An 11,714-nucleotide genomic window follows, 5' to 3' on the forward strand; every position below is an offset into this window, starting at 1 on the left:
CTCCGAAGGCGCGGGAGCGGACCTCGACCCACCCGGCGCCGGTTCGGGCGAGGACAGGACGCCGGCACTGCCCGCACCGTCCGACGAGCCGCGGCGACCGGACGAACCCGGTGACGGCGGAGCGCTCGGACCCGCGCCGGCCGGGATACCCGACACGCGGGCGGACACCCCCGCCCGACGGCCCGCGACGGCGGAACCTGCAGGTGAGAGCGGCGAAGTGCGCGCCGGGGAGGAGCCTGTCGACGGCGTGGTCCTGGCGGAGGCGGGGCCGCTGTGACCGGACCGTTCGAGCGCATCGTCGCCGAGCACCGGTCGGCGGTCGAGCGCCGGCTCGGGAACCTGCGGCGCCTCCGGGAGCCCCGTGAACTCGCCGCCGACGCGGCGCCCGTGCCGGCGCCGGCCGTCGAAGAGGCGTTCTATCGCCCGAGCAGCTGGTTGATCTGAGTGCCGAGCTCGCGGTCGATCGCGTCGGGCTCGGTGAGCACCTCGGAGCCGGGAAGCTCGGCCTCGGGGTCGGCGAACGGTGCGTAGGTCTTGTCGCCGGCGAGCCGGTACAGCAGATATCCGGTGAGCAGCGCCCGGGTGACCTTCTGGGTGTTGCGCTGGGCGCCGCCGACACCGAGGAAGGCGAGCAGGCGGCGGCCCTCGATCATGCCGTCGTCGGTGGCCTTGTGGACGGACCGCATCAGCACCTCGCCGCCCCAGGCCTGGGCCACGGCGACGGCATCGCTGCCCATCGAGCCGAGGTCTTTCTCGGCGGCGAGCACGAGCCCGGGCGCGTGCACACGCGCGGCCAGGGCCGAGGCCGGCGGTGACGTCGGTGCCGGGTAGAGCGCGGCGACGGCGGCCACGTCACGCCGGGACGCCGCGAGTACGGCAGCTCCCGCGCCCATGCCGTGGCCGACCAGGCCGAGACGGTCGGGGTGCACGCTGATCCGGCCGGTGCCCAGGCGCACGCCCACGCAGATGTCGAGGGTGGTGCCGAGGTCGGCGGCCAGGCCCAGGTGCGACGGGATCGGCCCGCGTTCGGTGCTCGGAGCGGCCACGACGATGCCCCACGAGGCGAGATGCTCGAACAGCGCCGAGTACTTGTCGAGGCCGGTCATCCAGCCGTGGCCGAACGCGACGGCGGGCAGGCCGAAGCCCTCGGCGGGGGTGTGGACGATGCCCGGCTGACCTGCGAGAGCGAGGTTGCCGCGCAGCACCGTGTGCGGTCCGCGCTTCGAGAGCCGCTGGGCCAGGGATTTCGGTTTCGCCGCCACGGCGTGAACGTTAGCCGATGATCAGCTTCGAGCGTGCCACCCGCCGGGACGTGGACGAGTTGTTACCGGCGGGTCGCGGACCAGTACCCTGCTAACCATGTGCGGAATCGTGGGGTACGTCGGGCATCGCCCGGCTCTCGATGTCGTGGTGGAGGCACTGCGGCGGATGGAGTACCGGGGCTACGACTCGGCCGGTGTGGCGGTCCTGGACGGCAGGGGCGGCCTGGCCGTCGAGCGCAAGGCGGGCCGGCTGGCCAATCTCGAGGCCGAGCTCGACGAAGTGGGGGTGGAGCACTTCGCCGGCACCACCGGCATGGGGCACACCCGGTGGGCCACGCACGGTCGTCCCACCGACCGCAATGCGCATCCGCACCGGGACGGGTCGGGGAAGGTGGCGGTGGTGCACAACGGCATCATCGAGAACTTCGCGCCGCTGCGGGTGGAACTCGAGAAGGCCGGGGTGGAGTTCGCCAGCGACACCGACACCGAGGTGGCGGTGCATCTGGTGGCCCGGGCGTATGCGGACGGGCCGACCGCGGGGGACTTCGAGGCCAGTGCGCTGTCGGTGCTGCGCCGGCTCGAGGGGGCGTTCACGCTGGTGTTCACCCACGCCGACCATCCGGGCACGATCGTCGCGGCGCGCCGGTCGACGCCGCTGGTCGTCGGCGTCGGCGACGGCGAGACGTTCGTGGCCTCGGACGTGGCCGCGTTCATCGAGCACACCCGGCACGCGGTGGAGCTGGGCCAGGACCAGGTGGTGGTGATCACCGCCGACGGGTATCAGGTGTCCGGTTTCGACGGCGGCACCGACGTGGTGACCCGTCCGTTCGAGATCGACTGGGATCTGGCGGCCGCCGAGAAGGGCGGCCACGACTACTTCATGCTCAAGGAGATCGAGGAGCAGCCCGCCGCGGTGGGCGACACGCTGCTCGGGCACTTCGCCGGCGGCCGCATCGTGCTCGACGAGCAGCGACTGTCGGATCAGGAGCTGCGCGACGTGGACAAGGTGTTCGTCGTCGCGTGTGGCAGCGCGTACCACTCGGGTCTGGTGGCCAAGTACGCGATCGAGCACTGGACGCGGTTGCCGGTGGAGGTGGAGCTGGCCAGCGAGTTCCGGTACCGGGATCCGGTGCTGGACCGGTCGACGCTGGTGGTGGCGATCTCGCAGTCCGGGGAGACCGCCGACACCCTCGAGGCGGTGCGGCACGCGAAGGATCAGAAGGCGCGGGTGCTGGCGGTGTGCAACACCAACGGCGCGCAGATCCCCCGGGAGGCCGACGCGGTGCTCTACACCCGGGCCGGCCCGGAGATCGGGGTGGCCTCGACCAAGGCGTTCCTGGCGCAGGTCGCCGCGAACTACCTGGTGGGGTTGGCGCTGGCGCAGGCCCGCGGCACCAAGTACCCGGACGAGGTGGCCCGCGAGTACGCCGATCTGGCCGCGATGCCGCACCTGATCGCGCGGGTGCTCGAGACGGTCGAGCCGGTGCGGCGCCTGGCGCGGGAGCTGGCGGCGTCGTCGACGGTGCTGTTCCTGGGCCGGCACGTGGGGTATCCGGTGGCGCTCGAGGGTGCGCTCAAGCTCAAGGAGCTGGCGTACATGCACGCCGAGGGCTTCGCCGCGGGCGAGCTCAAGCACGGCCCGATCGCGCTGATCGAGGACGGGCTGCCGGTGATCGTGGTGATGCCGTCGCCGAAGGGGCGGGCGGTGCTGCACTCGAAGCTGCTGAGCAACATCCGGGAGATCCAGGCCCGCGGTGCCCGCACCGTGGTGATCGCGGAGGAGGGCGACGAGGCGGTGCGCCCGTTCGCCGACCACCTCATCGAGATCCCCGCCGCGCCGACGTTGCTGCAGCCGCTGCTGTCGACCGTGCCGCTGCAGGTGTTCGCCGCCGAGGTCGCCCAGGCGCGCGGCTACGACGTCGACAAGCCACGCAACCTCGCCAAGTCCGTGACCGTGGAATAGCGACCCCGGCGGGAGGCCCGATGCGCAGCTACTACCCGTGCGAGCAGGTGCGGGCGGCGGAGGCGCCCCTGCTCGCCGCCCTGCCCGAGGGCACGCTGATGCGCCGCGCCGCGTTCGGGCTCGCCCGGGTCGCGGCGGCGGAACTGCGCTCGCGCACCGGCGCCGTCGCCGGTCGTGGCGTGACCCTGCTCGTCGGATCGGGCGACAACGGCGGCGACGCCCTGTGGGCGGGCGCGTTCCTGCGCCGGCGCGGGGCCGCGGTCACGGCGCTGCTCCTCGACCCCGAGCGGGCGCACCGGGCGGGACTGGCGGCGCTACGCGCCGCCGGTGGACGCGCCGGACCGGCAGATCCGGACCGGATCGGTGACCCGGACCTCGTGCTCGACGGCGTCGTCGGCATCTCGGGGCGGGGCCCGCTGCGCCCGGCCGCGGCCGCGGTGGTCGAGCAGATCACCGCCCCGATCCTGGCCGTGGACACTCCGAGCGGCGTCGACCCGGACACCGGCGCCGTCGACGGGCCGGCCGTCGCTGCGGCCGTGACCGTCACGTTCGGCGCCTACAAGCCGGTCCACGCCCTCGCGCCCACCCGGTGCGGGCGGGTCGAGCTCGTCGACATCGGCCTCGAGCTGCCGCCGCCGTGCATGGTGACGGCCGAGCCCGCCGAGATCGGAGCAATCTGGCCGGTCCCGGGCGCCGACGACGACAAGTACAGCCAGGGCGTCGTGGGCATCGTCGCGGGAAGCGCCCGGTTCCCGGGCGCCGGCGTGCTCTGCGCCGGCGGAGCGGTGGCCGCGACATCCGGCATGGTCCGCTACGCCGGCAGCGCCGCCCCCGTCGTGCTGGCCCGGTTCCCCGAGGTGGTGGCCGCGCCGTCGTTCGCCGAGGCGGGCCGCGTCCAGGCATGGGTGATCGGGCCGGGCGGCGGCACCGACCATCAGGCGGCCGACATGTTGCGCGACGTGCTGGCCACCGATCTTCCCGTCCTCGTCGATGCCGACGGGCTGACGCTGCTGTCGCGGCAGCCGGAACTGGTCCGCGGCCGACGGGCACCGACGCTGCTGACACCGCATGCCGGGGAGTTCGCGCGGCTCACCGGGCGCCGGCCCGAGCCGGACCGGGTAGCGGCCGTGCGGGCACTGGCCGCCGACTGGCGGGTGCACGTACTGCTGAAGGGCCGGTCGACGCTGATCGCGAACCCGGACGGGCACGTGTTCGTCAACGAGGCGGGCGGGTCGTGGGCGGCCACCGCCGGCGCGGGCGACGTGCTGTCCGGGATGATCGGGGCCCTGATGTCCGCGGGGATGGCCCCGGACCTCGCGGCCGCGGCGGGGGCGCGCGCCCATTCCACCGCCGCGGATCTCGCCGCTCGCGGTGGTGAGCCCGGTCGGGCCGCCCCCACTTCGGCGACCGCGATCCTGGATCGGGTGCCCGCGGCGGTGCGGAGCCTACGGGGCATGGCCGAATCGTGATCCCGACACCTGCCACCGTGCTGCGGGCCACTTCGGCCGCAGTGGCAGGATCGAGATTCATGACCACGGCCGAACCCCGACCCCGCAACCACCTCCACCACGACCTGCCGCAGGCCGAGGCGCTGATCGACCTCGACGCCGTGGCGGAGAACGTGCGGCGGCTGCGTGAGTTCGCCGGGGAGGCGGCGGTGATGGCCGTGGTCAAGGCCGACGCCTACAACCACGGTGCCGTCCCGGTGGCCCGGGCCGCGCTCGCCGCCGGCGCGCGGGAGCTGGGGGTGACGACCCTGACCGAGGCGCTCGAGCTGCGCCGCGCCGGGATCGACGCGCCCGTGCTGTCGTGGCTGCACACCGTCGACGCCGACTTCGCGCCGGCGATCGCCGCCGGCGTCGAGCTGGGGGTGTCGTCGACGCGGCATCTCGCGTCGATCGTCGCCGCGGCTCGAGAGACGGGTGTGACCGCGGTGCTCACCGCGAAGATCGACACCGGCCTCAACCGCAACGGCGTGGCACGGGACGAATGGCCGGCGTTCCTGCGGGATCTGGGCCGGGCCCGGGCGGAGGGCGCGATCCGGCTGCGCGGCGCCTTCTCCCATCTCGCTCACGCGGACGAACTCGACCACCCCGAGATCGACTGCCAGCGAGACCGGCTGCGCGAGGCCGTCGCCGATCTGAGCCGCCACGGCATGAAGCCCGAGGTGGTGCACCTGTCGAACTCGGCAGCGACCGTTACCCGCCCCGACCTGCGTTTTGACATGATCAGACCGGGTATAGCGATGTACGGGTTGTCCCCGATCCCCGAGGTCGGGGACTTCGGGTTCCGGCCCGCGATGACATTGCGAACGAGGGTGGCGCTGGTGAAGAAGGTGACTGCAGGGTCCGGGGTGTCCTACGGGCATCGCTGGGTGGCGCCCGCCGACACCACCGTGGCCCTGCTGCCGATGGGGTACGCCGACGGAATCCGGCGCAATCTCAGCGGCCGGTTCGAGGTGCAGCTCGGCGGGCGCCGCCGACCGCAGCTCGGCCGCGTGTGCATGGACCAGGTCGTGGTCGATCTCGGACCGGACGGAGGCGGAGTAAAAGAAGGCGATACCGCGTTCTTCTTCGGTGACGGTAGCCACGGCGAACCCGCCGCGCAGGAGTGGGCCGACCTACTGGACACCATCAATTACGAGGTGGTCACCGGCGTGGGCGGGCGCACCGTCCGCACCTACGTGGGTGGCGGAGGAGGCGAGCAGCGATGACGGTGTTGGGCAGTTTGGGGCTGTTGGGTGCGAGCCTGGCCACGCTCGGCTCGAGCGCGGGGCTGTACGCGGTGCGCACCGCGGGCCTGCCCGCGCACGAGATCTACGGCGAGGAAGACTTCGACGCGATGCTCGCGCTGCCCAAGCACACCGTGCGCACCGAGGACGGCGTCGACCTCGCCGTTCGGGAGGTGGGTTCGGCCCTGGCGCCGCTCACGATCGTGTTCGTGCACGGGTACTGCCTGCGCATGCAGTCCTGGCATCTGCAGATGCGTCACCTGCAGGAGCGGTGGGGCAAGGACGTGCGAATGGTCTTCTACGACCAGCGTGGTCACGGGGAATCCGCCGTGTCGACGTCGAAGTCCTGCACCATCGCCCAGCTCGGCCGCGATCTGGGCACCGTCATCGACACCGTCGCCCCCACCGGCCCGGTGGTCGTGGTCGGGCACTCGATGGGCGGGATGACGACCATCGCCCTGGCCGCACAGCGCCCGGAGCTGTTCGACGAACGCATCGTCGGGGTCGGATTGCTCGCCACCACCGCGGCCGGGCTGACCAAGACCGGCATCGGCCGCAACCTCGAGAACCCGGTGCTCGACGCGTTCCGGCACCTGGCCCGCACCGCGCCGGGCGTGGTGCAGTACGCCCGCGGGGCCGCCAAGGCGATCATCGCGCCGATCCTGCGCGCCGCGTCCTACGGGACGGTGGTCAGCCCGAAGCTGGTGGAATTCTCCGACCGGATGCTGGCGGAGACCTCGGTGCTGACCATCGTGAACTTCCTGCGCACCCTCGAACTGCACGACGAGTCCGCGGCGCTGCCGGTGCTCGGACAGGTCCCCGCCCTGGTGCTGTGCGGGGACGCCGACATGATCATCCCGTTCTCCGGCTCCGAGGAGCTCGCGGCGGCACTGCCGGACGTCGAGCTCAAGCGGGTCCGCGGCGCCGGGCACCTGGTCCAGCTCGAGTTCCCCGAGGTCGTCGTCGGTGCGCTGGACCGGCTCATCCAGCGGGGGTTCGCCCACCACGCCGGCAGGAGGCGCGCCGCAATTGGGTGACGATCGCTCCACCGGCACACGCACCGAGCAGTGTGCCGAGCTTCCCACGGTCGAGGACACCGAGGCGTTGGGCCGGCGTCTGGCAGTCGAACTGCACGCTGGTGATCTCGTCGTCCTGGACGGTCCGCTCGGTGCCGGGAAGACCGCCCTGACCCGCGGCATCGCCGCAGGCCTGGGAGTACAGGGCCGGGTCACCTCGCCGACCTTCGTCATCGCGCGCGAGCATCGACCCGGCGATCGCGCCGGCGGCGAACCCGTGGGGATGATCCACGTCGACGCCTACCGCCTCGGAGACGGACCGAGCGCCCTCGACGAACTCGATGCCCTGGACCTCGACACCGACCTGACCGCCGCCGTGGTCGTCGTGGAATGGGGTGAGGGGCTGGTCGAGACGCTGACCGACCGGCACCTGCGGGTGCGGCTGCGCCGCGAACCGGACTCGGACGTGCGCACCGCCACCTGGTCCTGGGTGGGGTGACCGCCGCGCTCGGCGGTACTCTGGATACTCGTGCTCGTTCTCGCCGTGGATACCGCCACCCCCGCCGTCACCGCAGGTCTCGTCCGGATAGACGACCGCGGTGAACCCGGGGACGTCGACATCGAGACGTTGGCCGTGCGGGTCACGGACAATCCACGCGCCCACGCCGAGGTGCTGACTCCGCAGATCCTCGACTGCCTGTCGTCCACCGGCCACACGCCGGCCGACCTCGACGCCGTCGTCGTCGGTGTCGGCCCAGGCCCGTTCACGGGCCTGCGCGTCGGCATGGCGACCGCCTCGGCCTTCGGCGACGCCCTCGGCGTGCCGGTACACGGCGTGTGCAGCCTCGACGCGATCGCGGCCGACGTCCACGGCACGGACGGCGGTGCCGATCCTGCCGCCTCCGGCGGCGGTGCCGATCCTGCCGCCTCCGGCGGCGGTGCCGACGATGACGGCGATCTGCTCGTCGTCACCGACGCCCGGCGCCGGGAGGTGTACTGGGCGCGGTACTCCGGTGGCCACCGCGTCGAGGGGCCGGGCGTGTGCAAGCCGGCGGAGCTGAAGGCGGAGCCGTCGGTGCGGATCGCCGGATCCCGCCCGCACACCGACCTGTTCGAGCTGCCCGCGCATCCGGTGACCACACCGTCGCCGGCGGGTCTGGTCGCCGTCGCCGTCGCGGACCTGCTCGCCGGGGTGGAGCCCGAGCCCCTGGTGCCCCTCTACCTGCGCCGGCCCGATGCGGTGGAGACGGCGGACCGGAAGAAGAAATGAGCACCCGCGACCCGCTTCCCCTCGTCGACGCGCTGCAGCTGTCCGACGTCGCACGGTGCGCCGAGCTGGAACGGATCCTGTTCCCCGGTGACGACCCGTGGAGCGCCGACGCGTTCCGCGCCGAGCTGGCGGCGCCGCAGAACCACTACGTCGCCGCCCGCGACGACGAAGGCCGGCTGATCGGCTACGCCGGTCTCGCCCGTCTCGGCACCGGTATTCATCCGGAGTCCGAGGTCCACACCATCGGTGTGGACCCGCAACAGCGGCGGCGTGGCGTCGGTGGCGCGCTGCTCGCCGAGCTGTTGCGGGTGGCCGACACCTGGGGCGGCCCTGTGTTCCTGGAGGTGCGCACCGACAACGACGCGGCGATCGCGCTGTACCGCCGGGAGGGTTTCGAGGTCGTCGGGACCAGGAAGCGGTACTACCAGCCGAGTGGCGCCGACGCGTACACCATGTGCCGGCCGGACCGGCGGAAGGAGTCACAGTCGTGATCGTGATGGGCATCGAGAGCTCGTGCGACGAGACGGGCGTCGGCATCGTCCGGTGGGTCGGCGACGGCACGCTCGAACTGCTCGCCGACGAGGTGGCCTCCAGCGTCGACGAACACGCCCGGTTCGGCGGCGTCGTCCCGGAGATCGCGTCCCGCGCGCACCTCGAGGCGATCGTCCCGACCATGCGACGGGCGCTCGCCGCGGCCGGGATCGACAAGCCCGATGCCGTGTGCGTGACGATCGGGCCCGGCCTCGCCGGTGCGCTGCTCGTCGGTGTCGCCGCAGCAAAGGCCTACGCGGCGGCGTGGGACGTGCCGTTCTACGCGATCAACCACCTCGGCGGGCACGTCGCGGTGGACACGATCGAGCACGGACCGATGCCGCCGTGCGTGGCGCTGCTGGTCTCCGGCGGGCACACGCATCTGCTGCACGTCGAGGACCTCGGCCGTACGCCGATCGTCGAGCTCGGCACCACGGTCGACGACGCGGCCGGCGAGGCGTTCGACAAGGTGGCGCGGCTGCTCGGGCTGGGTTTTCCGGGCGGTCCGGCGCTGGACCGGGCCGCCCAGGACGGCGACCGCACCGCGGTGGTGTTCCCGCGGGGGATGACGGGGCCGCGCGACGCCCGGCACGACTTCTCCTTCTCCGGTCTCAAGACGGCCGTCGCGCGGTTCGTCGAGGCGCGCGAGCGGGCCGGCGAGCCCGTCCCACTCGCTGACGTGGCGGCCGGTTTCCAGGAGTCGGTGGCCGACGTGCTGACGATGAAGGCGGTGCGGGCCGCGCAGGATGTGGGCGTGGACACGCTGGTCCTCGGGGGCGGGGCCACCGCCAATTCTCGCTTGCGGGCGCTCGCCGAGGAGCGCTGCGCCGCCGCGGGGATCACGCTGCGGGTTCCGCGGCCGCGGTTGTGCACCGACAACGGGGTGATGATCGCGGCGCTGGGGGCGCACCTGATCGCCGGGGGTGCGCAGCCGTCCGCGCTCACCGTCGGGACCGACCCCGGACTGCCGGTCGAGATCGCCCAGGTACCGGCCTGACCGTCCACCGCGACGGATCGGCCGGCGCGGGTCAGCCGACCGGCGACGGTTCGATGCGCAACGGGGTCGAATTCGTCGTTCCCTCCGCCGGGGCGGCGGTGGTCGAGGAGATGTCGGTCGTCGTCTCCGCGGGCGCGGACTCGGTCGTCGGTGCGGACGTCGTCGGGCTCGGAGTCGTGCTCTCGGATGGCGTCGTACCGGGCGGTGTCGGCAGCGGGACGGTCGGCAGCGGAACGCTCGGCAGGGTTCCCGGGAACTGCCACGGCCGGTCGGTGCCCGGGACCTCCGGGGGCGACTCGGGCCGGTCGGTGGTGGTCGACTCCGGCGTGCTGGGCGCCGTGGTCGTCGTCGAGGTGCTCGTCGGGGGTAGCGACCCGGTGGGGTAGGGGTCCGGCGCGGGCGTGCGTTCGTAACCGTTGTCCGGGGCTGTCGTGGTGACGGCCGCGTGGGGATCCTCGGAGGGGATCTGCGTGTGTCCGGTGTCGGGAACCGCCGCCGCAGGCTGGGTGGTGGCCTGGTCGCTGGTGCCGGCGGGGGAGACGGGCGTGTCGTCGGACGCGATCCGGTCGGTCGCGTAGCCGGCGACGAGCGCACCGACGACCAGCGCCCCGGCGAGCGCGCCGGAGACCTTGCCTCCAGGGGTGCTCGGCGTCGGCGCCGAGGCGCCCACCGGCGGATACGACGCGAGGCGTGCCGACGCGGCGAGCAGCGCGGCACCGTGGGCCGCCGCCGTGGCCGGTTCCGGCACCGTCACGGCGGTCCCCGCGAAAGCCGAGGTCACGGCTCCGGCGAGAGCCGGCATGGCCGCGGCGCCGCCGACGAGGGCGAGCATCTGCGGCCGCGGATCGGCGCCACCGCAGATACGTCGCGTGAACGCCGCGGCGGCGTCGGCGAGATCGGCCACCATCTCGTCGAGTTCGGCGCGGGTCAGGGGCACCGCGGGGCCGGCGTCACCGAGTTCGACCCTGGTGGCCGACGCGGCCCCCAGGGTCTCGAGGGCGCCCTGGCAGCGCACCGTCAGCAGGGCGGTGTCGATCGGAATGCGGCCGCGGGTGCGGCTGACCTGGCGGCGCACGTGATCGTAGACGCGGCCGCGGACGGCGTCACCCCCGACGTCCCCGGTCCGGGCCGAGCGCAGCACCGATCCGGACCGTCGGTCGACAACGGAGACGGTGAATCCCGATGCACCGAGGTCGGCGACGGCGAGGGTGTCGGCGGTGTCGACCAGGCCGGTGCTGTGCAGGTAGGCGAGGACGGCGGTCGTCTCCGGAACGAGGTGGACGATGTGGCCGTCACGTACCGCCGCGGAGCGGATCGCCTCGGCGTGCTCGGGCGTGCGGTAGGCCACCGCCACGGCGTCGGGAACGGCGTGTCCGTCGATCTGGGTGCTCATGAGGGAGAGGGCGTCGATGACGAGGTCGCCCAGATCCCCGGCCGCTTCGGGATCGGCGGCGAGAAATCGGTATTCGGTGGTGCGATCCCCGGACCCCTCGACGACGAGGGCTGAGCCCACTCCGGAAGCTCCGGTGGAAATCCCCAGCGACGTGCGCATAGTTCCCCTCCCGTGCGTGACCGGCGGACTGTGACGCGGACGAGGCCGCAAAGTCACCGAATGGTCACGCGTTCGGTCTCCGTTATCCGAACGTAACAGACGGGTGGGCACGGGCGCTCGTCCAAAACCGGCGATCCCGGTCCGTCCGGCCGCGCCGCGGGCTCGGCGCCACACCCGCGGACCGGCCGCCGGACGTCGGTGGCGAAGCCGGTTCGGTGCCGGCGTCGCCGAGGTTGTACCAGCTCGGAGCCGTTCCTCCGACTCTCGGCGCGAGTGGAGTGGCGGGGGAGTGGGCTCCTCGGGACGACTGCTGGGCGGCGGGGCCGGCCGGGAATCTCCCTCGGTACGAATAGTCACAATTCGGTCTCCTCGGTTGCGGACAGGCCCAGCTC

11 protein-coding genes and 1 pseudogene are annotated in these 11,714 nt (G+C 73.1%); 10 read left to right on the plus strand and 2 right to left on the minus strand.

All coding sequences use genetic code 11. The annotated features are described in order from the left end of the window. Both G6038_RS31035 and G6038_RS28370 read left to right on the plus strand, forming a co-directional pair. A pseudogene (locus G6038_RS31035) lies at window positions 1-277 on the plus strand (hypothetical protein); the annotation flags it as partial. Next, the gene (locus G6038_RS28370; protein WP_165041931.1) at window positions 274-444 is read left to right on the plus strand and encodes a hypothetical protein; all 171 of its coding nucleotides are present in this window, start codon (window positions 274-276) and stop codon (window positions 442-444) included. The pseudogene G6038_RS31035 and the gene G6038_RS28370, both read left to right, overlap by 4 nt. Here G6038_RS28370 and G6038_RS28375 read toward each other — a convergent pair. Beyond that, entirely contained in the window at window positions 417-1,262 is an 846-nt protein-coding gene (locus tag G6038_RS28375) for a dienelactone hydrolase family protein (protein WP_165041933.1), read from the minus strand. The genes G6038_RS28370 and G6038_RS28375 overlap by 28 nt on opposite strands. Window positions 1,263-1,359: 97 nt before the next feature. Here G6038_RS28375 and glmS point away from each other — a divergent pair, with 97 nt between their 5' ends. The 8 genes from glmS to tsaD are packed head-to-tail and all read left to right on the plus strand — an operon-like array spanning window position 1,360 to window position 9,770. Further along, window positions 1,360-3,225, plus strand: a complete 1,866-nt coding sequence (gene glmS, locus G6038_RS28380; protein WP_165041935.1) for a glutamine--fructose-6-phosphate transaminase (isomerizing) — start codon at window positions 1,360-1,362, stop codon at window positions 3,223-3,225. A 20-nt stretch (window positions 3,226-3,245) separates the two neighbouring features. Then, entirely contained in the window at window positions 3,246-4,694 is a 1,449-nt protein-coding gene (locus tag G6038_RS28385; protein ID WP_165041937.1) for an NAD(P)H-hydrate dehydratase, read from the plus strand. Window positions 4,695-4,753: 59 nt separating this feature from the next. Then, on the plus strand, window positions 4,754-5,938 hold the full coding sequence (gene alr, locus G6038_RS28390; RefSeq protein WP_165041939.1) for an alanine racemase: 1,185 nt from the start codon (window positions 4,754-4,756) through the stop codon (window positions 5,936-5,938). After that, complete coding sequence (locus tag G6038_RS28395; protein WP_165041941.1) at window positions 5,935-6,993, plus strand: alpha/beta hydrolase; 1,059 nt, start codon at window positions 5,935-5,937, stop codon at window positions 6,991-6,993. The genes alr and G6038_RS28395 overlap by 4 nt, the downstream gene beginning before the upstream one ends. Continuing rightward, on the plus strand, window positions 6,986-7,471 hold the full coding sequence (gene tsaE / locus G6038_RS28400) for a tRNA (adenosine(37)-N6)-threonylcarbamoyltransferase complex ATPase subunit type 1 TsaE (RefSeq protein ID WP_165041948.1): 486 nt from the start codon (window positions 6,986-6,988) through the stop codon (window positions 7,469-7,471). Before G6038_RS28395 ends, tsaE begins: the two co-directional genes overlap by 8 nt. Before the next feature lie 30 nt (window positions 7,472-7,501). Further along, entirely contained in the window at window positions 7,502-8,242 is a 741-nt protein-coding gene (tsaB, locus tag G6038_RS28405) for a tRNA (adenosine(37)-N6)-threonylcarbamoyltransferase complex dimerization subunit type 1 TsaB (protein WP_165041950.1), read from the plus strand. Further along, a complete protein-coding gene (rimI, locus tag G6038_RS28410) occupies window positions 8,239-8,733 on the plus strand; it encodes a ribosomal protein S18-alanine N-acetyltransferase (RefSeq protein ID WP_165041952.1) in 495 nt (164 codons plus the stop codon). The genes tsaB and rimI overlap by 4 nt, the downstream gene beginning before the upstream one ends. Continuing rightward, window positions 8,730-9,770 carry a tRNA (adenosine(37)-N6)-threonylcarbamoyltransferase complex transferase subunit TsaD gene (gene tsaD, locus G6038_RS28415; protein ID WP_165041954.1) on the plus strand — a complete coding sequence of 347 codons (1,041 nt, stop codon included), beginning with the start codon at window positions 8,730-8,732 and terminating at the stop codon, window positions 9,768-9,770. The genes rimI and tsaD overlap by 4 nt, the downstream gene beginning before the upstream one ends. Window positions 9,771-9,801: 31 nt before the next feature. Here tsaD and G6038_RS28420 read toward each other — a convergent pair whose 3' ends face one another. After that, complete coding sequence (locus G6038_RS28420) at window positions 9,802-11,283, minus strand: Hsp70 family protein (protein WP_165041962.1); 1,482 nt, start codon at window positions 11,281-11,283, stop codon at window positions 9,802-9,804. Window positions 11,284-11,714: the final 431 nt, after the last annotated feature.

Origin of the sequence: Rhodococcus sp. 14C212, from assembly GCF_011058195.1 — a bacterium.
In the GTDB taxonomy this organism is placed as follows: Bacteria; Actinomycetota; Actinomycetes; order Mycobacteriales; family Mycobacteriaceae; genus Rhodococcus; species Rhodococcus aetherivorans.

Bases quoted from the DNA above. Each gene is read 5' to 3' on its own strand.
- glmS (WP_165041935.1), top strand. From the start codon at position 1,360: ATGTGCGGAATCGTGGGGTACGTCGGGCATCGCCCGGCTCTCGATGTC.
- G6038_RS28385 (WP_165041937.1), top strand. From the start codon at position 3,246: ATGCGCAGCTACTACCCGTGCGAGCAGGTGCGGGCGGCGGAGGCGCCC.
- alr (WP_165041939.1), top strand. From the start codon at position 4,754: ATGACCACGGCCGAACCCCGACCCCGCAACCACCTCCACCACGACCTG.
- G6038_RS28395 (WP_165041941.1), top strand. From the start codon at position 5,935: ATGACGGTGTTGGGCAGTTTGGGGCTGTTGGGTGCGAGCCTGGCCACG.
- rimI (WP_165041952.1), top strand. From the start codon at position 8,239: ATGAGCACCCGCGACCCGCTTCCCCTCGTCGACGCGCTGCAGCTGTCC.